A 23,057-nucleotide genomic window follows, 5' to 3' on the forward strand; every position below is an offset into this window, starting at 1 on the left:
GGAGTCGATCGACAAAGCCACTCGGTCCTTGCCGCAGCGGGCGAGCGCTTCAAAGATCGCCTGCCAATGTCCGCGCTTAGCCCAGCGATTGAACCGATTGTAGATCGTCGTGTAAGGGCCATAGTCGGACGGGCAATCGCGCCAGCGTGCGCCGCACTGGAGCATGTGAATGATACCGCTGATAATGCGTCGATCGTCTTGGCGCGCCGGGCCGGTCTGGTTCGTTGGCAGATGCGGCTCTATCTGAGCCCACTGCTTGTCGTTGAGCCAGAACAGTCCTTTGCGCATCGAAGTCCCCCGTGCCGAATCAACTTGGCACCAGGGAATCAGAACTCGCTAATTAGGTACAGACCCTAGTCGTGTGTCGGCCAAGAGCACTGTCGTCAACTGCACTGAGGGCCGGCTGGCCACGACCGTCCGCCTGACTGCATCCATGGGGATCCGGACAATCCAATGCTGATCGGATGATGGTCGCGGTCACATTTCAGAGGGCGGATCGCCGATGTATGGTTCGGCTTTGGCGCTGTGCTCCAGGCCTTTGCCAGCCTGCGTGGCGCAGAGATGTCGCGCGTTCGATGCTCGCCAGCCGAAATTATCGGCGAGCTGCGCCCATGAATGATGGAGACCGACCCGGGGACTGAGTAACGCGCACGTTTGCATCGTTCCAGAGAACCCAGTGAGCCAGTGTCAAGCGGTTTGCCTCGTACATGCAATTCCGCAGAGCCGTAAAAACGCGACGGCGGGGTGCCGGTTGGTCGAGCCAGGCCAAGCGATAGCTGAGCAGACTTGGCCGCACGTCTTCAATGTTGTGAGAACGAAGCGAAGCTATGCAGCATGCCGCAACTGAGTCTGTCCTGGGAAGTTGCTCCAGGTCGCGAATCGCGCGGCCGACCCGCCCATGCCACAGACGCCACTTCACAGTTCTGACGTCCCTGCCGATGGCTGGAAGCACTCAAAAAGGGCCTGATCGGAATCGTACGATGCGATCGGCGATCTGCTGTATGGGCTGGATCTCCATGGCAATATGAAACCAGTCGATGATGTGGGTCGTTGGTTTCGGCATGGCGCGGGGCAGCCGCTTTAAGATTTCGGCCCCGTCCGAGATCACCGTCACATCCCCAAAGCCGCGATATTCCGACTTCCTAGAGAGGGCGAAGAGCACGATCGCGGATTGCCTGATGGTTCGGTGCTGCCGGTTAAGAAATAGCAACCGCCCCTTTCTCCCCGTCCCCCGCGGGCGCATCTGGCCACGACGAGCTCGAAAATTCGCGCCGAATGTTGATCAGCGCTACGAACGTACGCCGTATCGATGCTGATGACGAACTCTTTGCGCCGAGCTCCGGGAAGCTGCATCTCAAGGTGCCATCGGTCATCCGTTTGGGACCTCGCACGCCAATTTCCTGCATGACCTGGTCGTCGAGCCGCTTGCCGATCCTGATCGTACCTTGCGCACGATCGCATGCGTCTCAGTCGGTTCAGTGTGCAGGAATCGGCCAGCACCTTTGGCGCCTGCCGGTAGGGCAGCATGCTTTCAAGCCGCGCCATCAGTTCCATCAGCTCCGGTGTCGTTCGATCGGCCCTGGATGGCATTCGCGGCACAGCATCCATCGGGGATTGCGAACCTCAATGGAGCCGCAGACGGTTCGGATCCGGCGTGTCGTGTAGTCGGTGACCGGTGGGAGTGTATGGCAGTCCGGGCAAAGCCGGCGAGAAGGGCATAAGTCTCCGCCTCATGATTCACGAACGCGCTCTGCAGCGCTGCCATGATCTTCTTGGTATGGCGCATCGACAAGCAAGATGTCGCCGTCGAACAGGCTCTCCCAGCTCTTTGTCTATGCGGACCTCCTCCGGCATGTGTCGTCAAATTCGTTCCGGCCCTCGATCGTAACCTTCATTCCACCGCCACCGCTTTGTCTCAAAACGATGCTGACGGACTGCTTGAGCCTAACAACCCTTGTTTGACACCACAGAAAGTCTCCTCACGACGGATCGCCCATGACTCGGGGTCGATCGCTACTCCTTCATTGCAATGGACTTGCACCATCTACTCCTTTCCGGTCTCCCGGCGCACCTTGTTCCGGCCCCGTCAGGGGCTCAACTCGTTCGGCGTGGCCGATCACCCCGATCAAAGCATCGACATAGGCGCCGAATGCGGCTTCACTCTCGGCTGTCCAGTCGGGCATGGCGGGGCGCTTCCCTGGCACGAAGCAGCACCCGAGCAAATCCGCCACCACCGCGAATCCCCGCATCCGCGACTTTCTGGCTGAGTAAGACTGGGCGCCCGCCGCAAGTCCGGGCGACGCCGCCATCAACCGGCGGGCAGATGGGCCGATGGCAACAAGCGCGCGTGACGCAACGCCGCCAGATCAGCCGAGCCGGTGCAGAAGCAGGCGACGGCCAACTGGCGGATGACGATCTCGAAATGCGCGACAACCGCCTCGGTGGATACCGTAGCCGCGCGCAGCACGCCGGCCGCCTGCCCGGCGATGTCCGCGCCCAGGCGAATGGCCTTGGCCACGTCGACGCCGTCGCGGATCCCGCCCGACGCGATCAGCTTCACCGTTGGCAGCGCCTCACGTACCGCCTGCAGGCTGGCTGGGGTCGGAAGCCCCCAATCGGCGAACGCCATTGCCACTGTACGGTCGGCGGCATCGCGGGCGCGCTCGCCCTCCACCGCGGCCCAACTGGTGCCGCCGGCGCCGGCGACATCGATCACCGCCACGCCCGCCGCAACGAGCGCACAGGCCACCGAGGCGGACAGGCCCGACCCCACTTCCTTGGCCACGATCGGCACGCCCACGCTGCGCGCGGCGCGAGCGATCTGCGCCAGGACGGCGCGCCAGTCGCGGTCGCCCTCCGGCTGTAGCGCTTCCTGCAGCGGATTGAGATGGACGATGAGTCCATCGGCCTCCAGCGCATCCACCGCACGGCGCGCCAGGTCCAGGCCGTCGGCCTCGCGCAGTTGCGCGGCGCCGATATTGGCCAGCAACGGAATGTCTGGGGCCAGGCGGCGCAGCGCGCGCGTCAACCCCTGGGAGTTGCGGGATTGCAGGCTCACGCGTTGCGAACCGACGCACATGGCAATCCCCAAGGCTTGCGCTGCCTCGCTCAGATGCCGGTTGATGGCCTCGGCGCGTGACGTGCCGCCGGTCATGGAGCTGATCAGCAGCGGGGCGCGCATGATCTTGCCCAGCAGCGAGGCGCGCAGGTCGATCTGCGTCAGGTCCAACTCGGGCAATGCGCAGTGTTCGAAACGGACGTACTCCCAGCCGGGGGCGATCGCGGCCGGCGCCGTTCGTCGCTCCAGCACGATGTCGAGATGGTCGTCCTTGCGCCGGCTCAGGGCGGTGTCGCTCATGCTCGCTCCGTCCGTCGCATCGGGCGACGGCGTTGCGTCGGATCGGACCGACGGCAGCGCGCGCACGCCGCCGCCTCCCGCGCCTTCAGGCCGGCGCACGCTGGCCTCCCCCGCAGCGTCGCTGCGGTAGCGGCTGCTCGAGGTCTGGTAGTACTGCGCGCGGATGGCCGCCATGGCCTCGATCAACGGTCCCCACGGCGCGGGAAAGCGTTCTTCCGCCATCACCCGGTGCAGCATGCGCGTATGGCCGGCCAGCTCGTCGTTGAGGAACTCCACCGCAGGCATAGCCGGATAGCGCTGCAGCAGCAGGATCGACGCGTTGTCGGCCTCGCCGGCCGACCTGTCCTTGTCGCGTCCATGCAGATCGTTGTGCAGGCGCCCTATCGCGCAGATGAGCCGCAGGACCTCGCGAAACGCCGGACGCGCGCGCAAGGTCGCCATGTCCAGCCCCCACAGCAACGACAGGCAACAGAACACGTTCGTGTAGGCGATCGAATCGATGCCGTTGTGCAGGTACTCGGCGTAGGACCAGCGTTCCGCCCCTACCGCCTGCGCGTGTCCGCCGCGCAGCGCCGCGCAGTAGCACCGGGTATCGTCAAGAAGCTGAACATAGTCGCGACGATCGTAGGCGAGCGCGGCCAGCGAAGCGCGCAGCACAGCGCAGCCCTCGAATCCGGGCAGCGCGCACGGCACGCCCTGCCCCAGCGCCTGCTCCACGGCAGCGAGCTGCTCCGGCGCGATCAGGCCAAGGTCGTTGCAATCGTCGAGCCAGAACAGCAGCGCCAGTTCGCGATAGAACGCCACGATCAGCGTTTCGTCGTGCGGATCGCGGCCGGTGCGGGCGCTGGTGTCGCGCAGGCTCGCCTGGATGCGCTGCAGGATGTACTGGCCGCCCCTGACCGCTTCCACGGCATGCTCGTCGGCGAACCCGGTCAGGGAACGCCCCCACTCCAGCACCTGCTGCAGCGCGCGTTCGGTCTGGATCATGGCGCCGCTCCTGCTCCCTCGGCCGGGACGCGCCGCCCCCAACCAAGCGCCAGCCACAACCCGGCGAGTTCGGCCACGCGCACGACCCGGGTGGGGCAATACAGTTCCTTACCGATCCACAGCGGCGTCTGCGGCAATGCATGCGCCGCATGGCGGGCGAGCATCCACTCGAGCGCACGCGCCACCGCCTGCGCGATGCGCCGGCGCCCTGTCGGCTCTTCGCTCCGGTCCATTGCGTACAACGCGAACAGCGCATAGGCGGTTTCCTCGAATGTGGACGCGCGACCGGCGCCCCAGCCGCCGTCGTCGCGCTGCGCCTGCAGCAGCGCCGCCAGCGCGCGCTCGTCGCGCCACTGGGGCTTGCCTTGCGCCAGCGCAGCGACCGCATGCGCGGTGGGATACAGCCACGAAACGTGCCATTTTTCGTTGTCCCATACACCATGCGGGTTGCGATTGGCCTCGACGTAGGCACTGGTCCCGGCGGCGGGCTTTCCCAACAGTCGCAACGCATGCAGGGCATGAATGTTGGTCGACACCGAGGCATTGCGCTCGCCGGGGAAGGTGACGAACAGCTCGCCGACTTCGAAATGGCGTAACACATCGACCGCCGGGTCGCGGCCTGCGAGGCGCAGGACGCACAGCGCAACGGCGGTGTCGTCCGCATCGGCCGCGAAGTGCAAGGCCGGGCCCAGACCGCGCACGCCAAGGCGCGCGTCGAGCTGCGCGACGATCACGCGCACCGCCTCGGCGAGCGCGGGATGCGCGAACAGCCCGGCCAGATGCAGGGTGTACAGCGACCAGCATGGCTCGAACACATTGATCGGCCAGACGTTGGGAACGACACCTTCGATGCCGCTGCGCGTCGCCCGCGATGCCGCCAGCAGATACGCGTCGGCGCGCCCGACCTGCGGCGTGCTCCCCTGTGTCACGGCGTGCGCACGACACGCGGCGGTGGCCGCCGGACTGATGCCGATGCTGCCGTCGTCATCCGGGCATGCGGTGGTCAGCGAGGTTCCCCAGGCTTCCCAGGAGTGCAGCAACGGATGGCCGCTCGGCAACGTCGCTACCGCCCCCAGCTTGACCAGGCACGCTTGCCGCAACGGCAACAGCGCCGGGTGGCGCGGAAACGCCACGCCGCCCAGTAAGGATGCGGCCTCGCCGCACAACTGCGGCAGGATCAGCTCCGCGGCGATCGGCGCGTCTTCCGGCACCGTATGCGCGTAGGGATCGGGCTCGCGCTCGAGGAACCGTGTTGCAGCCTGGACTGCGTCGGCAGCGCCGGGAAGAGGATCGGCACGCTGCAATGCCAGCAACGCCGCCCAAGTGGGCGCATGGCGGAACAGCGGGAAGTCCGCGCTTCCCCATCCGCCATCGGCCTGTTGCTGCGCGATAAGCCATGCGTATGCATCCTGCCGACCGGTGACGTTGCCGCGGAACTGTAGAGCTCGCGCCGTGTCATAGACCGACGGGCCGACGCTGCCGCCGTCGCTCATCTCGCTCAGCAGGTGGCGCAATTCGGAAAGGATCTGTTCGGAAAGCGCGTTCACTCAGGATGTTCCTTCTGCAGACGGTCCGGGCAGACGCCGCGCACGTCGCCGCGGGCCCGTCGCGGCCCCGCGCATGGGCAGCGCCGGACGGTCGCCCTGCTCCGGTGCGGCGACGCGCCGATGCTGGCGCCGGTCCGCCGCATAGGCTTGCGCGCAGCGCGCCGCGGCCGTTCTGGGCAACCGCTGCGATTGGCGCCGCGGACTCGGACACAGTGCAGCATGCACCGCTCCCGCCCGCCGATCGCAGCGGCACAGGGGCGACTCCACGCAGACGGGCGCGCTCATGCGCATGGCGCGTGCTTGAACAGATACGCGTTGGCCCGCTGCAGCATCTGCGCCAACCGTTCCGCACGCGGCCCCAGTGGGGCGATGGCCTCTCCGGCGTCGCGCAATAAATCCAGCGCGAACTGGCGCGCTGCCTGCAGCCCCATGATCGACGCGCAGGTCGGCTTCTGCGCCGCCGCGTCCTTGCCGGGGGTCTTGCCCAGCGTCGCGGTATCAGCTGTCGCGTCGAGAATGTCGTCGACCACCTGCAATGCCAGGCCGAAACAGGCCGTGTAGCGATCGAGCCCACAGTACAGCGCAGCGTGCGCGGCATCCTCGGCGATGGTGCATAGCGCGCCCATGCGAACGGACGCGCGCACTAGCGCTCCGCTCTTCATCCGGTGCATCGCCACGATCCTGTCCAGCTCGACGTGCTTTCCGACCAGCGACAGATCCATGGCCTGCCCGCCTGCGGCACCCTCGGCGGAGACCGCCTGCGCCAGTTCGCGCACGAGCGCGATACGGTTGTCGCCCGGCACATCCAGGCTCGCCAGGGTCAGGAAGGCGTGCGCCTGCAGCGCATCGCCGACCAGGATCGCAGTGGCTTCGCCGAACTTGACGTGCACGGTCGGAAGGCCGCGGCGAAGCACGTCGTCGTCCATGGCGGGCAGGTCGTCGTGGACCAGGGTACAGGCATGCATCATCTCGATGGCGGCGCCGATGTCGTCGAGCATGTGCGCCGGCGTGTCGGCCAGTGCGCCGGCAGCCAGACAGAGCAAGGCGCGGGTGCGCTTCCCGCCATTCAAGGTGGCGTAGCGCATCGCCGCCATCAGCTCGGCCTCACCATCGTCTTCGGCGCAGAGAAGACGCGCCAACGCCTGTTCGACCCGCTTTGCGCCGTCCTGCATCCAGATCTCCGGCAGCAGCCTGCCGGATGCGCCGCGCACCTGCGCGCCCAATCCGCCGAGCGCGGAAACGCCAGTTCGGTCGTCGTGTAGCGTAGAACCGGTCTGCATGTTGTTCATGTCCTTGTACCTGACACGGCCACGGCGAGCGCCGAGCCGCCGCGGTGTTGCCGGCGTCGCACCGAGCGCACGCGCCCAGTGCAGCAATGCCGCCCGTCGCCGGCGCCGCTGCCTCGCCACACGGGGATGCGATGCCAGCTCATGAGAAGCCGATGCGGATTGTCATGGACGGATGTGCGGTTGGGTAATAGCGCCGGCCTTTTTCGACGCCGCTGAGCAACCGCGGTCGCATCCCGGCCTTGTGCATGGTCAGCGCCAAGGCGATGCAGAACTGCACCAGTTCCAGCCATACCAAGTGGTAGCCGATGCAGACGTGTGGGCCGGTACCGAACTGCAGCATGTCCACCGGCTGGATCGGCTCCGTGCGTTGCAGCCACCGCGCCGGGCGGAACTGATCAGGCGCCTCGTGCAGCAGCGCCGAGGTCGAGAAATGGAGCAGCGGGATGCACAGATGGGTGCCCGCGGGAATGCGCCGTTGGCCGAGTTGCAATTCCTGCAGCGCGCGACGCGGCAGGAGCGTGGCCGTCGGATGCACGCGCAGCGTCTCGCGGAACAGCGCCTCGGCGACCGGACACTGCGCCAGGTCCGCGTGCCGGGTCGGCACCGCGCCCACGCGTTGCGCCTCCTCGACCAGGGCGTCCCACAGCACAGGCTGCCGCGCCAGCTCGATCACCATCCAGGCCATCGTCGAGGCAGTGGTGTCGTGACCGGCAAGTAGCAGCAAGCGGATGTTGGCGACCAGGACGTCATCGGACATCCCATCATCGCTGCGATCGAAGGCGCTCACCAGGTCGCTGATCAACCCGGTGCGCGCGGCATGCGCGCGCACGTCGCGGACGAATTGGCGCAACTGCGCGTCGATCCAGTCGCGGGCGGCGCGGCCGCGCCGCAGGGGCAGTCCCGGCAGGTCGACCGGGGGCGCGACGATCAACTGCACCAGTTGCCGGTACTTGCGATGCCATTCCGGCAGGTCATGCGCGGGGATTCCCATGAGGCTGAAGATCAGCTTGAGCATCAGGTCGCCGGTTTCGCGCAGGATGGTTACGCCGCCGCGGTCGCGCCACGCCTGCACCCGCGCTCGGATGACGGGCAGGAACAGGTCGCCGATGCCAGCCTGGGTCAGCCCCTTGGGCAGGAACGCCACCTTGATCGCATCGCGCGCCTGCCGGTGCGCGCTGCCGTCCTGGGTAACCAACGTTCCGCCAAGCAATTCGGGCGCGATCTCTTCGATCAGCGCCGAGGACACGTCCTTGTGCCGGAGCAGTGCGAACGCATCCGGATCCACGCAGGTCATCATGTGTCCGGCAGGGCCGAAATCCAGCCAGAAGTGGCTGCCCAGCATCCCTTCCGCGCGCCGCAGCAGGCGCGGCAGGTCGCAGACGATGGCGGGAAGATGCCCCACCAGGGGGAAAGCGCCGGGCACGACCGGGATGTCGTGCCGCAGCCGGTGCCGACGGTCCAGCGGGTTGAGCAGCATGTCGGTCAGCAGCGCGGCGCCGCGGCCGCTTCGGCGGTGTGTCGGCAGGCCGCGCGGCGCGGCTGTTGCCACGCTCGGCGCACGTCGGCACATGCGCCAGCATGCCGAAGTCGATGCACACGACCCGGCCGGTGATGAACGCAGCATCGTCGTAGAGCAGGAATGCCACCAGCGCGGCCACGTCCCTCGGCGCAGCCGACGCGCGGCAGGAGCTGGTGCCGCCGCGGATGCCGTTGCATGCACTCGTCCAGCTTGGCTAGGAGACGCTCGGTCATGACGAGACCCGGCGCAATCGCGTTACAGCGGATCTGCGCATGACCGTACTGGGTGGCGAGCGAGGCCCACAGCATTTTCATCGCCGCCTTCGACGCGGCGTAGGACGTCTGCGCGGGGTCAGCGCTGAGCCCCTGCCAAGACCACATGTTGACGATCGCGCCACCGCCGCGAGCGATATGGCCTGCGGGCAGCAGAGCAGCGTGCCGCGCAGATTGGTCGCCATGGTCTCATCCGAGACGGTCAGGGCCAGGTCGAGGATCGCGCAGTGGCGCGGGGTCAGATGCATGTCGCTCGCGTTGTTCACCAGCAGGTCAACCCCACCGAAGTGCCGCTCCGCCGTCTCGCGCAGCGCTGCCACCGACTGCGCGTCCGCGATGTCCATGGCCACGGCCAGCCGCGTGGCCCGCTTCGGCCGCGATCTGCGCGGTGCAGGCGATGCCCGCCGAGCCATCAATGTGGGCCACCACCACTCTGCCGCCCTCGCGCGCGATGGCGAGGGCGCTGCCTTGCCGATGCCGGCGCCAGCGCCGGTCACCACGGCCATCTTGCCTTCAAACCGCGCCATCGTGTCCTCCTGGATTGCGTTGTTCTTTCGCGGCATGCCGCTCGGCCTCTCCCGGAGAAGGCGCAGGGTCGGCGCTGGCGCGCTCGTCATCGCCAACGTCGCTTTCGATGACCCGAATGGCGGCGACTGGGCATTGGCTGGCCGCGAGCCGCACGGCGGCGTGCAGCGCCTGCGGGACCGTCGCCACGCACACTTCGGCCACGCCGTCCGGTTCGCGCGGGCGAAAGGCGCCCGGCAGCGTCAGCACGCACTGCCCGGTCGTTGCGCACAGATCCTGGTCCACCACGACGCGCATCTTAGCCCCCCTGCCCACGCAGCCGCACCGGCAGCGCGCGGAACGTCCTAAGGAACTCGGAGGGCTCCCGGGTCGGCGGCTCGGCCAATGCCAGCGTGGGGAAGCGCGCCTGGATCCGCGGCAGGCTCTCGGCCAACTGCACCCTGGCCAGTTGCGCACCGACGCAGAAGCGGATGCCGTGGCCGAAGCTCAGCATGATCTTTCCGTCCGTCGACATGCCGGGACTGGTGCCGTAGAACCGCGCGGGATCAAAGCGGTCGGGATCGGCGAAGGCGTCCGGGTCGCGATTGCCGGCCGCGATCAGCACGCGCACGTCCGCGTTCTTCGGGATCACCACGCCGCCCAATTCGATGTCGCGCTGGGCGATCCGCATAGTGGTGCTGAACATGACGGGCGAATCGCGGCGCAGGACTTCTTCGACGAATGCCTGCACCCCCACGGCGTCTCCCTGAAGCCAGTGCCGCTGTTCGGGATACGCCAGCATCGCCAACACCGCATGGTCGATGGTCGCAGCAGTGGTTGAGAAGCCGCCCAGCAGCATGCCCCAAAGCATGCTGATCAACTCCGCATCCGACAGCGTGTCGGCATCGTCGTCGTGTGCGCCGACCAGCATCGACACGATGTCGTGGCGGGGATCGGTGCGCTTACGCTGTATGAGGTCCCCGAAGTAGGCCTGCACCCTGGCGCTGGCCGCGTCCGCCGCGGCGAGCTGGGGGTCGCTGGCGTGCGGGCCCAGGCCTTTCAGAATGGGGTCGATGACGGCGGCGAGCCCGAACATGTCGTCCTGGGGCATGCCGAACAGTTCGGCCAAGACCAGCATGGGCAAGGCCAGCGCGAATTCCCGATGCAGGTCCACCGGCTCCCCGCGCTCCAGCGCGGGCGCCATGCCGTCCAGGCGCGCTGCGACGATGCGCGCGATGCTCGGCCGCAGGTTTTCGATCTGGCGCATGGTGAAATCGCGCGAGATCAGCCGGCGCAGACGCGTATGCGCCGGTGGGTCCTTCATCGCTATTGTAGACGCCAGCAGATTGAGTGACCGGCTGGTCGCCGCACGCGGAAAATAGCGCGCCAGTTCGCCCGGCGCCGGTGCCCGAAACGCATCGCCCGTGGCCTTGAGCGCCCAGTAAATATCGGCGTGGCGGCTCAATAGAAAGAGGCCCGACGCCGCGCGATGCACCGGATCGTGCTCGCGCAACCACCGCATAAACGGATACGAGTCGTGGGTGCGCGCTGGCGACGCCAGTTCGGCGAAGGCGTCCCGGCATGCTGCCGTGGTTTCTTGCACGTCCATCTTCCTTACCTGTTGGCTGGCTGATCCGACCGGCGCGCGCCAGGCGCTCGGGCAAACTGCTGAGAACATCGGGGCGATTTCGCCGAGGCCCCCTTCCCATAGAATGCTGTCTGATGCGGATTTGACATTTTGCTTTTCTTTCTTCGTTCCATCGATCGCGGTGTCATCCACGAAATGAAGGTCGGTCGGCGGCTCCCGGCTCGCAACGAAGGAGCTTCAAAACTCGTGCCAATTGGCCGACCCAGCAGAAGGAAGAGATCGTGATTGCCTTTCAGCGGATTAGCCTGAGGCCAGACAAGAGCTCGCGAACTAGGCCAGTGTCGCGGACCAACAAAGGCGACAGAACAGTGTCGGATAGTCGTCAGACGCCAGACTGGCGACACCTTCTTTATCAGTTCTCCTGAATGACGATTCCAGTTGCTGGAATATATGCGGCCTCTCGCAAGTGGACTGCTGTTGCAGGCAGGCCATAATGAGATCCGCGCACACGCGTTCCCAATGAAGGGTTGGGACACGAAGCCCGCTTTTTTGCACAGGCTTACGGTATGCTGATCCACTGTTTCGTCATTACTATTCGCGAACCTTGCAATCGAGCCAGAAGCGTCAGGCAAACGCGGGATCTCTGCCTCGTCGCCACGCATCTGCTCGAAGCGCTAACAAAGACAGTGCTCCAGATCGACTTCAGAGTCATGAACGGGACTGTTAGCATTCTTGCTCTTCGGGGGAGCGCTCCACGTCGATCTCGCAACGTTGGTAAGCCGCGCCGTGCCCCCAATCGAGCTTGCCACCTTCGCCACGATCACGTCGACGTTTATCCTTGGCTTTCTATTCTGGCAGCCCGCTGGTCTCCTTGGTTAGTCGCTGCCGCTGCCTTTGCCGCTGGTGTCTGGCGGCCTCATCAGCCTGACCGATCCGGTGGCGGTCATGGGTACGCTCAAAATGTAAAGGCACCTGAAGTCTCGAGGTCGAGATGCAGGGCGAGTCACTCTTCAACGAGGTGTCGGCATTGTCGTTTTCACGATCCTGCTGGCCTTCGCCGCCGGCGGTCCATGCCAGGTCGCGGCCCGACTTGGCAACTGCCGGCTTCACGCCAGAACAGGTCGGATCTGGGAGTTCCCTACCAGCTTGTATCTGACAACTCACTCGTCGATTTCGTCGGAGAAAGCTGAATCAACCAGGTGGTGTGTGGGTCTGACAGTTTGTTGGGCACACCCGGGCGCAGGCGCTGCAGCCGATGCAAGCGCCTTCGTCCTTCAGCACCATGACCTTCTTTTCGAGCTCATCGTCGTCCTCGTCGAGATCGATGATCTCGCCACCCTCACTTAGCCCCTTCAGCGTCATGACCTCACGGCCGCAGATCTTGTAGCAGCGGCCGCAGCCGATACATTTGTTGGGATCGATAGAAACCAGGTAGTCCGGCCTCCAATTGCGACCGTCGCGGGTCCTGAATGACATGGCTAACCGTCCGCTATGTTTTGTCCAGCGCCTCGAGATATTGGCGCTTGCTTTCGAGCTCGCTGAAGGCAGCGTGGGCCTTCTGGGCCACGCTCAGGATCGACGACCAGTTGACTGGCAGCTCCTCGGAGAGGTCGTGGAGGTCCATCTTGGCCTGGGTCGCCTTGGCCGACAGCTTCTTTATTTCCGCTTTCAGAGTTTCGATGTCGCTCACACTTGCCTCAACAACTCGCCACTTCCGGGAACTTACGGATCATCTCAACGCCACTGTTGACGAATTTGTCGCCTTGATTGGCGAGATCAGAGAGACGGTCGAAACCAAAGCGATGCACGTCGCGCAGCTGCTTGCTCACGACAACGAGCCGGCCGCCGATCAGCACGATCCGACCGAACCCTTCGTGATGCATCTTCAGCATTGGCGAGATCATCACACCGGTTGCCTTCTCGATAGAGAGCGCAACGGCGTCGAAGAACAGCTCCAGCCGCCATGTCGTGTCCGGGTCGGGATTGCCGACGATCGGCAGCGCACGGCGCTTGCGCTTGTCGAGAACGTAGGGTTCGAGCAGCTCAAGATCCTTTTTGCCCTCCCAGGCGCCGTGGGTGTCCTGGGCGCGCCAGATCTTGATGAGCTCTTTCAGAAATGGCCATTCCGCGGCGGCGGCGGCTGGAGTGACTTCAGACGAATCGGCCATCTTTATTCCTTCAGGCTTCGAAATCCACCGTACGTTCCCGGCCTTTGGTGAGCAGCTTCCGCAGCCAGGGCGGCGGCGACCCCTTCAGCACGGTTTCGAGTTTGACGCAAAGGTCGTGGATGGGCTCTGGCTGCAGCACCTTCATCGGATGGATGTTCCTGGCGACGACTCGCGCAGCACCCGAGCCGCCAATCGCCGCAACATAGAGGATTGCGCACTCCCTGATCGCCTCGATCTTCGGCGCGAGCTTATCCTCATTGCCGTCTTCGGTGAGGTCACCGTCGAATTGGATCGCCTCGATAAACCGATGCCCGTCCGGGCCGACCTCGTAGATCACGATGTTCTTGGCCCAGCCGAAGTGGGCATCGACGTGCTTCAAGTCCTGAGTGGCGAATGCAACTTTCATCCGGGTTGTTTTCTCTCCCTGCTCAATGCAACTGGGGTGGATGGACCTGTGGGCCGCCGCAGCTTGATCGCCAGGTGTCGGGCGTCGGCCCATGGTTCGCTTCGCGGTCGGTGATGATCAGATTGGCAATGTCAAAGATCAGATCGCGCGTGCCGCGATAGCCGACCATCGTGAGGTGCGCGGCGCCAAGGCGATCGAACATCGGAAAGCCTACCCGGAAGAACGGGACATTGAGTCGCGAAGCGGCCTGGCGACCATGTGAATGCGACATCAAGAGGTCGCAGTCACGCGACCTGGCAAGCTCTTCAAGGTCCTCCAGATCGCCGATCAGGACGTCCTCGGTCCTGACCCGCTGGAGCACCGGTGAGTTCGTCGTCGTCACCGCAGCACTTACCTGTGCGCCCATCTCGTGGAGCAAGCTGGAGAGATCGAATAACAAATCCGGCTCGGCGCCGATCGCGAGCTTGCGGCCGCCGATATGGAAATGTGCATCCAGCATGGCGTCTGCCAGCTGTCCACGCTGCCGGCGATATTTCCAGGGCACCGACCGGCCGCTGATCTGGCTCAGGAAGGCGATGAATTCGTCATTTGGGATAAGGCCACAGAGCCGCTCGAAAAGGCGGAACGGCGCGCCTGTCCGCACCTGCATGGCCTCGGCCGCACGGCGCATCTGCGCGCCGATCGCGATCGTCCAGGCCACCTGCCCCATGGTCGCAATCTCGTCCACTCCAATGCCCCCGATCGTGGTGGGCGTGAATTCGTCGGGGATGTGACCGTCCAGCGAACCGGCGACGTCCGGCAGGAACGAGGGCTTGAGCCCAAAATCCTCAAAAATCGTGCGCAGCTCGTCGAGATCGCCGGGCGTGAGGTGGCATCCAGGTAGCACGTTGACGCGGGAGATATCGCGCGGTCTCGCCGTGTCGACGGGAGCCACAAGCATCTCGATCATCCGCGCCACTGTCTTGCCCCAGCCATCCTGAAAGGCATCCTTGAAATCCGGGGTGGAGACGTAGACAAGGGGGAGCTTTTCGAGCTTCGGATGCTTCTGTCGGATCAACCGGATGAAGGCTTCGACGTCATCGCCGTTGGTCTCGGTGACGCCAGTCGAATTGATACCAATGATCTCAGGCTCGAGCCGATTGTAGATGTTGAGGATCGCCTGTTCGAGATTCTCGTGGCCACCGAGCACGGTGGCAACCTCGCTCATGGCCGTCGTCTGCATCGGCACGGCTTCATTGAAATGGCGCACGAACAGCGTTAGCCCGAAGGAGGTGCAACCTTGCGGACCGTGCAAAAGCGGCATCGCGCCGCGGAGTCCCAGGAAGGCAAATGAGCCGCCGATCGGCTGGCTCATTTTGAGCGGATTGACCGAACAGGCTTTCTTCGAGGTAGTGACGATCGCCATGCCGTTCCCCTACTCCGCCGCCTGCAGCGCAGGGGGCTGCAAATCGGAACGAATGTCCTTACAAGCAACGCACCGTGAGGTGGAATTGGTGCATGGCTTGGAGAGGTTCAGCCCATGGGCCGCAATCGCGCTCTCGCCACCGCTGGCCTCATTTTCATTCGAGAGACTTATCGTATTGACGCCGTTCTTGCTCGCGTCTCGAACTGGATCAGCGGCTTGCGCATACATCTGCGCAACCGTCCTTGCCTGACGCTTTCGGTCGAACTCATCCCATGGCGCGGCTTGGCGGAGCTGATCCCATATCGGATTGTAGAGCGCTTTCTCGATCTCCTCCATGAGCTTGACAATCCCGATATAGCCCATATAGGCGTGGCAGCGCTCCTGGTTGATATCGAGCCACGGCATCGCCGCCTTTAGTGCGACGAATTGCGACTTGCCGCCGGAGAGCATGATGTCGGCTTTTGCGTCCTTTAGCATCTTGTAGATCTCGCGAGGCGACATGTCCTCGATCATGTGGGCGTGCTGGCCCATTAACTCCTTGATACGTTCCTTGTCCTTCTTGGTCGATTTCTTCACGGACGTGCCGACGATCTCGAGCCCGGCCTCTTGCAAAGCGGACACCATCGACCAGGATTTCACGCCACCGGTGATGAGAACAACCCTCTTTGCGGCAAAGCGTGGCTTGAAACGTTCAATCGCAGCCCAGGCTTTGGTCTCTTCGCGTGCGATCAGGGCTTGCGTGCGTTCCATCAGCTCGGCCGGCGCGCCGCGTTCGATCAGCATGCGCGCGATCTGGCGTAGTGAATCGCTGGAATCCTCAATACCGTAGAACGAGCCTTCAAAAAACGGGATGCCGTAGCGCTGCCTCATCTTGCGTGCGACGTTGATCATTGCCTTTGAGCAGACCATCATCGCGGCTTTGGCTCGGTGCGAATAAGCCACCTCGCGATACTTGCCGTCCCCCGAGATGCACGACAGGATCCGGATTCCGAGCTCATCGAGCAGCGGCTTGACCTGCCAGAGCTCGCCGGACAGGTTGTATTCGCCGATGATGTTGATGTCATACGCAGTGGTGTAATCGGGCTCTCCGGTACCGATGACGTGCTCCAGCAGTGCTTCGCCTGCGAGCTTGTTGCCGAGGTTCTTCGACCCCACAAATCCCGGTGCATTGATGGGAATGACCGGTTTGCCAAGTTTGGCGGAGGCTGCCTTGCAGACCGCATCGATGTCGTCACCGATCATTGCGGGCACGCATGTCTGGTAGACGAAGATGGCCTGCGGGTCGTATTTCTCTGTGATCTCCTTGACTGCCCTGTACAGCCGCTTCTCGCCGCCGAACACGATGTCGGTCTCGCTCATGTCCGTGGTGAAGCTTCTGCGCCAAACATCGGAGCCGGAGGAGGCGGAACCGCGATTGTCCCAAGAATTGCCCTCACAGGCGATTGGACCATGCACAAGATGGGCGACGTCGGTGAAGGGCTGCAGTGCGACTTTGGCGCCATCGAAGGCACACCCACCGGCGACGCCGCCCGGCTTCAGCTGCTTGGTGCATCCATTCTTGCGCTCGACGTTCGACTTGCTCGCATTCCTGGCGCAGCCCGGTTCGTTAAAGACGTCCTGTATGGTCCTGGGAAGCCAAGTCATGGTGTCTCTTTCGGGGATGTCAAGACATTCGCACAGACCAAGAGGATGGCCGGGCGGAAAACCCGGGATCCCCGCCACAGCGCCGCTGTTCCTGCGGACGATGAGGCGGGGCGCTCGCCTCAACGTATGATGTCGAAGCTGTAGTCTGTCTTGCCAACCGAGCTGGTTTTTCTATCGATCTCATCAAAGATCTTGTCGAGAATCTTGACCAGCACATTCATGCTACCCTGATAGCCCCACACTGGATAACGATGGTGATGATGGCGATCGAAGATGGGAAACCCGATGCGGATTAGCGGCGTTCCAGTGTCACGCTCGAGATACTTGCCGTAGGTGTTACCGATCAGGAAATCGACTGGTTCTGTGAACAGGAGCGAACGCATGTGCCAGAGATCCTTGCCCGGGAAGGCGCGGCAGTTTCTACCGAACGGCGAGCTCGCGAACAGCGCCTGCATCTTCTGCTCCCAGCCCTTACTTCCGTTGGTCGAGAGCACGTGCCTCGGCTCAGCGCCAAGCTCCAGCAAGAATGCGGCAAGGCCATAGCAGAGGTCGGGATCGCCGTAGATCGCGAACTTCTTGCCGTGAACATGCGCGCTAGAGTCAGCCATTGCGTCTACCAGACGCCCGCGCTCCCGCTCCAGCGCATTGGGAATTGCCTTGTTGGTGATACGCGACAGCGTCATCAGGAAATCGTCCGTGGCGCTGACACCCAGAGGGTGATTGAAGGAGACGACCTCCTGGTCGTGCCCCTTGATGAAGGGCAACGTCTTCTCCGTACAATATTGCTGCATGGAAATGGTTGCCTTCGCATGGACTGCGTTCGCGGCATCCTTTAGTGTCGTGCCGCCATCATACATGCGGAACTCGCCGTCGGTGGGGGTATCGAACACATCACTGTTATCCGCGAGGATCGTGTAGCCGATCCCCATCAGCTCGAAGATGCGCTTTATCTCACGGATGTTTCCGACAGTGTAGCCGTCGAAGCCACCGATGAAGTTGATCCAGTTGTTCGCCTTGCGCTGGAGTTTAGGCGCCGTGCCGGCTTTGCCATCCCAGAAATGCTCGAGGATGCCCTTGAGCGCGTTGTCGTAGCCCGTAATGTGACTACCGACGAATGCAGGAGTGTGAGCGAATGGTACGTCGTAGTCCGCGGGGACTGAACCTTTTTCCTTTGATGTTTTGATGAAGGCGTTGAGGTCGTCGCCAATGACTTCCGCCATGCAGGTCGTGGCGACCGCGATCATCTTCGGCTTGTACATGTTGTAGCTGTTGGCAAGCCCGTCGGTCAGGTTGTTGAGCCCCCCGAACACAGCCGCGTCTTCCGTCATGGACGAGGAGACGCACGAAGTCGGCTCCTTGAAGTGCCGCGACAAATGGCTGCGATAATACGCGACGCAACCCTGGGAGCCGTGGACGAACGGCAGTGTGCGCTCGAACCCGAGCGTGGCGAAGACCGCACCTAGCGGCTGGCAAGCCTTCGCCGGATTGACGGTTAGCGCCTCGCGGGCGAAGTTCTTCTCGCGGTATTCGGGCGTCTTGGACCATTCTCCGATACGGTCGACTTCGGCGGGATCGTGCGGATTCTCAAATAGCGCCTTCTTATTGGCCAGCATCTGCTGGTATTCGTCTCCCCGGAAAAGCTCAGAGTGGTCGAGGATGTGTTCGGCGTTCTGTGTCATCATGGCACTCTTCAGGTTCTTGTGTTCGTTCTCCTGCCCTTCCCTCTTCTGCGGAAGAAAGGGCCCGAGCGTCGGCTTTCCTATTCCGCCGCCATGAGGCTCGGCCGCGGAGCGTCCTTCCAAGGTGCGGTGGTCTTCCCCCAGATCGGGGAGTTGATTGCCATGTCCATGTCTCGGGCGAAGATCGCGAAGCCGTCATAACCGTGGTAAGGACCCGAGTAGTCCCAGGAATGCATTTGGCGGAACGGCACGCCCATCTTTTGGAAGACGTATTTTTCCTTGATACCGGAGCCGACGAGGTCGGGCCGGATCTTTTCGACGAAGCGCTCGAATTCGTAGCCGGTGACATCGTCGTAGATCAGCGTGCCGTCCTTGACGTAGTGCTGGGCGGTGCGCTGATAGTCGTCGTTGTGACCGAACTCATAGCCTGTGCCGACAACATCCATGCCGAGGTCCTCATACGCGCCGATGACGTGGCGAGGACGTAGGCCGCCCACGAACAGCATTACGGTCTTGCCATCGAGCCGCGGCCGGTACTTCGCGGTCACCGCATCGACCAGCGGCTGATATTTCGCGATGACGCGCTCGGCGCCCTCCTTGATCTTATCATCGAAGAAGCTTGCAATTTTGCGCAGCGACTCCGCGATTTTGGAAGGCCCGAAGAAGTTGTACTCGCACCAGGGAATCCCGAACTTTTCCTCCATGTGCCGTGAGATGTAGTTCATCGAGCGATAGCAATGCAATATGTTGAGCTTCGCTTTCGGCGTCGCCTCCAATTCAGCGAGAGATCCATCCCCGGACCACTGGGCGATGACGCGCAGGCCCATTTCTTCGAGCAGGATCCGTGACGACCAGGCGTCGCCGCCGATGTTGTAGTCACCGATGATGGCGACGTCATATGCGGTCGGCTGAAATTTAGAGCTGGCTTCTGGGGCGCTCTTGTCGAAGAGCCAATCTCGAATGGCGTCGTTCGCGATGTGATGGCCGAGCGATTGTGACACGCCACGAAAACCCTCGCACCGCACAGGCACGATGGTTTTGCCGCCATATTCCTTTGACTTTTCTCTGGAGACTGCCTCGATATCGTCACCGATCAAACCAATCGGACATTCGGACTGAATGGTAATGCCCCTGTTGAGAGGAAACAGCTCCTGTAGCTCGTCGATGAGTTTGGTGACCTTTTTATCTCCGCCGAACACGATATCCTTTTCCTGGAAATCGGAAGTGAACTGCAGTGTCACGAACGTGTCGATGCCGGTCGTGCCGACGTAGTAGTTGCGCCGCGAGCCCCATGAGTACTGACCACAGCCGACCGGACCGTGGCTAATGTGGATCATGTCCTTGATCGGCCCCCAGACCACGCCCTTGGAGCCCGCGTAGGCGCAGCCGCGGATGGTCATTACGCCCGGAATGGACTTGATATTCGACTTGACGCCACAATCGGACTTCCCCGCCTCGTGAACACTCAGATGCTTGGCGCGCCTTTTGGCGGTCTTCTCTGGGTAGACCTTCAACACCTCATCGATTAGCTGCTTGTTGCGCGCCTTGATCTCTGCGACGCTCTCGGTAGTTGCTCGGCTCATACAAATTTCCTTTCGATTGTCGTCTCAAATGAAGAAGCGGCGCTTTTCCGGTAGACCGACGGATTTCCGATCCGGCGTTGAGGTGTAAAGCGTGCAACCTTGCTGGCCGGTCCTACCGGACGCAACTCCGCGGGGTTCTGGATCATGCCGCAGCGATCGATCAGAATGTTGCAGCTCATCTCGGCTAAGCGCTTGCGAGCGCCATGTGTGACGCTGTTGATTTGTCGACGGAATCGCTGACCAAGACGCGTCTCGGTGATGTCATGCCTGCCCTCCAGCCTTGGTCATATCGGCTTCTTCACTCGCTCGCGTGCCATCAGGGGCGGCCTGCCCCTCTGCATGTCGATGCAAAGGGCTAACAGCCGCCTGTTGCGCAGGGGTTTGCAACGAGTGTGCCAGCGCTGGTTGAACACGAAAAACCCACGTCTGTAGAGCTAGATAGCTGGCAGGATGCGGATGTTATAAACCCGACCCTACGTGGCACCGACAGGCGTGCCCGCTAACGCTCTGTCTGAAACAAAACAATCACTTGCGCTCTCCGCCAGCGAGATAGGTAGAGTCTTCCCGCGCGCCGGCGTCACTCCGGTGCGCAGCTTTGCTTGGCGCCCCATCGAGCGATCGCAAACACGATCGGCTCGAGAGAGTTCAGCGCACGTAGATGCGCCCATGGTGTTTGCGATCGATACTGAGCAAGTGATGTTGAGCGTTGCAGCACCTCTTCTGGATGACTAAGAGAACTCAGTTGTCAGCAGAAGGCGTTGTTTCACTTACAGGCGATCTTTCGCTTCGCTCGTCATTCCAGTTGATCTCTCGTGGAGACGCGCTCTAAGTGGCGACACCCGATCTCGTGGAGAGCATTGGGGCTGATCGATTCTCAACGCCGCGATAGCCTTAAAGGCGCAAGCTCCTGGCCCTTGCTCATTCGGGGTAAAGAGGTCGGCGTTCTGCGTCATTCGGCAGCCCAGTTGCAGCTCGCTTCAGCATCTCGGGAAGGCACGCCCCGACGCAATTCGGCGCTTGGATCGCTCGCCCGTCGACTTTTTTCTAACGCCGCTTGCGGGAGCGTGACGCGGTGAGCCGACGCCGGCACGCGGCACCGAGTGCAGCGACAACGAGGCCTGTCTGATGATGAGCGCGAGGCGCTGCTCCCACTGCAGACGGACACCACTAGAGCGGCTCCATCAGCGCGGGCTGCCCTCAAATTCGCGTTGAGCGTTCATCCTCCGTCAATGAAGCTTCGCATATTCTCCGTTCGGCAAATAGGGCCCGTGGACAGCCTACTTTTATCTACTTCCCGGCGCGACATTGATGCTTTCCAGCCTTTGGCCAACGGCATGGGACAAAACAAACCCCGCCGGGTGGACGGCGGGGGTCTGAAGCGAGCATGATGGGTCCGAGATCTACGGAGCGGCTCGGCTGCTCATCGTCCGGCCGATGTTGCGGAGGTTGAGATTACACCGAGGGCGAGCCAGCGCTGCATTCCGGTCATCCTTCTACCAGCATCGATTGAAGCCGTTTCGCCGCTTAACCACGCTGATGCGTCCATCGCGTGCGCCATTCTTGGCATCGCGGAACCAGCGCTTCTTCTGTTCGCGCTTGCGCTCAGGGCTTTTGCTCGGTCGATTGGGGATGCATACCCCCCAATGCTCTCGCAGCGGCCTCGTTCTGGCAGAGTAGAATCCGGCGTCAGTCGCCACCAGCCGCGGCACGCCCCCTGGTAGGTGCGATGGCCGTGATCAACAGATCGCCATTGCGCCGCCGGACCTAGTCGACAATCTTGCAGCTTGATCATTTTGCCGAACTCATTGGGCTTGCCGGCTTGTCCTTACGGATGATCTCGGGCCGGCGGCTCGAACACGCTGAGAACCTTATCTTCCACATGAGTGTCGCCGTGGAAGATGCGCGCCCAGGCTCTTGACGGATCACCCGCAGCACCAGCGGCAACATCCGATCGAGCTCCGCGCGGAGTCCCCTCCAGTGCGATCTGCTGCAGAATGTCCGTCGCCCTCTTCACTCCTTTGGATATTTCTGCGCTTGCGGAAATAAAGCGTAAGACACGAGTCACTTCCAAAAAAGAGATTCTGGCCAATCTATGAACTCCAATTCGAAGCTACGTAGGCCAGTAAGTTTGGTGGTGAATTTAAGGGTCTTCCCTGAAAGGGCTGCCAATGAGCCAGATGCGAACTTGAATACTGTCGTGCCGGAAGTTGCGACCGCAATGCCTTGCTCCCCTTCCATGCTAGAGAAGCCGGTCGCCTCGGAGAGTTGCCCAATTGCAACTCCCTCCAGCGCGCGGTGAAATTCCAGGGACGCTAGGTACGTTCCTTTATCAGCAGCCCACTCGCTGACCGACACTGCTGTAATCCCCGCGTCACGCGAGAGACCATCCGCGATCCGGCAGCCATATTGAACCGTGAGAATGACCCGCTCATTCCGAACTCCGACCGGCTCTCGATCGGCGGCAGTGATCGTGCACGCGTACCGCCTTGTGTCCGCAACCGCGCTCGCGCTTAGCCCGAGCAGCTCGAGAGCGGAACATAATGCAAAAGCGATAGCGGCTCTTCTCATTCGGCTACACCTAGTCTGGAGTATCGTTCGCCTGCTCTGTACAACCTGACGCTACGGCCGATTCAAGCTTCTTCGATCGCTCTGTCGGATGAAAGCTACTCATGGTGACCGCGGTTTCGCAGAAACGGCGCAATCGGTGTCCCCCAGCCGTGGTCCTGGATGGCCGGCCCGAACGGTTTCATTATCGGCGCTCACTGTGCGCCGCGGGCCAGCACATCGGTGAAAAGGCTGAGGACCGACGCATTTCAGCTCGGCGGCGGGGCCATGATGGCGCGGCGGTCCGCGGCGACGGAGCCTACGTTTCTGACGCAGGCGCATGCGTTCTATGACCCGACGCCATTTTGCGCGCCAATGACCTGCGGCTCCCGAATTTTGCTTGACAGTGTCAATGTAAAAGGAAACGTGGTCGCTAGGAGCCGTTCAAAGGCAGATTGCCGCTCAAGCAGGCGATCTTCGAGAACCTTACGCTCGAGATCACTCAGCTCGCTTTTAAGCCTTCTTCGACAGCGCCAAATGTCATTCCGCACGTGTCGGATCTCA

At 62.7% G+C, this 23,057-nt stretch carries 18 protein-coding genes and 2 pseudogenes; all 20 read right to left on the reverse strand.

Annotated elements, in window-relative coordinates; genetic code table 11:
• Nucleotides 1-288 (reverse strand): transposase (locus tag IVB36_RS13775; RefSeq protein WP_247391693.1); only part of this gene is annotated, 288 nt, incomplete at its 3' end.
• A gap of 664 nt (nt 289-952) precedes the next feature.
• Entirely contained in the window at nt 953-1,210 is a 258-nt protein-coding gene (locus IVB36_RS13780; RefSeq protein ID WP_247391695.1) for a hypothetical protein, read from the reverse strand.
• A gap of 811 nt (nt 1,211-2,021) precedes the next feature.
• The gene (locus IVB36_RS13785) at nt 2,022-2,183 is read right to left on the reverse strand and encodes a hypothetical protein (protein WP_247391697.1); all 162 of its coding nucleotides are present in this window, start codon (nt 2,181-2,183) and stop codon (nt 2,022-2,024) included.
• A 125-nt stretch (nt 2,184-2,308) separates the two neighbouring features.
• On the reverse strand, nt 2,309-3,358 hold the full coding sequence (fni, locus tag IVB36_RS13790) for a type 2 isopentenyl-diphosphate Delta-isomerase (RefSeq protein WP_247391699.1): 1,050 nt from the start codon (nt 3,356-3,358) through the stop codon (nt 2,309-2,311).
• Nucleotides 3,359-3,443: 85 nt separating this feature from the next.
• Nucleotides 3,444-4,345: pseudogene (locus IVB36_RS13795) on the reverse strand (hypothetical protein).
• Nucleotides 4,342-5,892, reverse strand: a complete 1,551-nt coding sequence (locus IVB36_RS13800) for a hypothetical protein (RefSeq protein WP_247391704.1) — start codon at nt 5,890-5,892, stop codon at nt 4,342-4,344. Before IVB36_RS13800 ends, IVB36_RS13795 begins: the two are co-directional and overlap by 4 nt.
• A gap of 281 nt (nt 5,893-6,173) precedes the next feature.
• Nucleotides 6,174-7,172 (reverse strand): polyprenyl synthetase family protein, encoded by a 999-nt coding sequence (locus IVB36_RS13805; protein WP_247391763.1) that lies wholly within the window; start codon nt 7,170-7,172, stop codon nt 6,174-6,176.
• A gap of 148 nt (nt 7,173-7,320) precedes the next feature.
• Nucleotides 7,321-8,658, reverse strand: coding sequence for a cytochrome P450 (locus IVB36_RS13810; protein ID WP_247391767.1), 1,338 nt, complete (start codon nt 8,656-8,658; stop codon nt 7,321-7,323).
• Nucleotides 8,659-8,663: 5 nt separating this feature from the next.
• Nucleotides 8,664-9,499: pseudogene (locus IVB36_RS40405) on the reverse strand (SDR family oxidoreductase).
• Nucleotides 9,486-9,794, reverse strand: a complete 309-nt coding sequence (locus IVB36_RS13825; RefSeq protein ID WP_247377111.1) for a ferredoxin — start codon at nt 9,792-9,794, stop codon at nt 9,486-9,488. Before IVB36_RS13825 ends, IVB36_RS40405 begins: the two are co-directional and overlap by 14 nt.
• 1 nt (nt 9,795) lies before the next feature.
• Nucleotides 9,796-11,085 carry a cytochrome P450 gene (locus IVB36_RS13830; RefSeq protein WP_247391770.1) on the reverse strand — a complete coding sequence of 430 codons (1,290 nt, stop codon included), beginning with the start codon at nt 11,083-11,085 and terminating at the stop codon, nt 9,796-9,798.
• A gap of 1,170 nt (nt 11,086-12,255) precedes the next feature.
• Nucleotides 12,256-12,540, reverse strand: a complete 285-nt coding sequence (gene fdxB / locus IVB36_RS13835) for a ferredoxin III, nif-specific (protein WP_018457679.1) — start codon at nt 12,538-12,540, stop codon at nt 12,256-12,258.
• 13 nt (nt 12,541-12,553) lie between these two features.
• Nucleotides 12,554-12,754: a CCE_0567 family metalloprotein gene (locus tag IVB36_RS13840; protein ID WP_018457678.1), complete on the reverse strand. Its 201-nt coding sequence runs from the start codon at nt 12,752-12,754 to the stop codon at nt 12,554-12,556.
• 7 nt (nt 12,755-12,761) lie between these two features.
• Nucleotides 12,762-13,232 carry a NifX-associated nitrogen fixation protein gene (locus IVB36_RS13845; RefSeq protein ID WP_247391710.1) on the reverse strand — a complete coding sequence of 157 codons (471 nt, stop codon included), beginning with the start codon at nt 13,230-13,232 and terminating at the stop codon, nt 12,762-12,764.
• Nucleotides 13,233-13,242: 10 nt separating this feature from the next.
• Complete coding sequence (nifX, locus tag IVB36_RS13850; RefSeq protein ID WP_247391713.1) at nt 13,243-13,638, reverse strand: nitrogen fixation protein NifX; 396 nt, start codon at nt 13,636-13,638, stop codon at nt 13,243-13,245.
• Nucleotides 13,639-13,660: 22 nt separating this feature from the next.
• The gene (gene nifN, locus IVB36_RS13855) at nt 13,661-15,043 is read right to left on the reverse strand and encodes a nitrogenase iron-molybdenum cofactor biosynthesis protein NifN (RefSeq protein ID WP_247391730.1); all 1,383 of its coding nucleotides are present in this window, start codon (nt 15,041-15,043) and stop codon (nt 13,661-13,663) included.
• A gap of 9 nt (nt 15,044-15,052) precedes the next feature.
• A complete protein-coding gene (gene nifE, locus IVB36_RS13860; RefSeq protein ID WP_247391733.1) occupies nt 15,053-16,687 on the reverse strand; it encodes a nitrogenase iron-molybdenum cofactor biosynthesis protein NifE in 1,635 nt (544 codons plus the stop codon).
• Nucleotides 16,688-16,806: 119 nt separating this feature from the next.
• Complete coding sequence (nifK, locus tag IVB36_RS13865) at nt 16,807-18,366, reverse strand: nitrogenase molybdenum-iron protein subunit beta (protein ID WP_247391774.1); 1,560 nt, start codon at nt 18,364-18,366, stop codon at nt 16,807-16,809.
• 80 nt (nt 18,367-18,446) lie between these two features.
• The gene (gene nifD, locus IVB36_RS13870; protein ID WP_247391735.1) at nt 18,447-19,949 is read right to left on the reverse strand and encodes a nitrogenase molybdenum-iron protein alpha chain; all 1,503 of its coding nucleotides are present in this window, start codon (nt 19,947-19,949) and stop codon (nt 18,447-18,449) included.
• Between the two features lie 2,061 nt (nt 19,950-22,010).
• On the reverse strand, nt 22,011-22,304 hold the full coding sequence (locus tag IVB36_RS13875; RefSeq protein WP_247299071.1) for a hypothetical protein: 294 nt from the start codon (nt 22,302-22,304) through the stop codon (nt 22,011-22,013).
• Nucleotides 22,305-23,057 lie beyond the last annotated feature (753 nt).

The organism is Bradyrhizobium sp. 35 (assembly GCF_023073215.1).
GTDB classification, from domain to species: domain Bacteria; phylum Pseudomonadota; class Alphaproteobacteria; order Rhizobiales; family Xanthobacteraceae; genus Bradyrhizobium; species Bradyrhizobium canariense_D.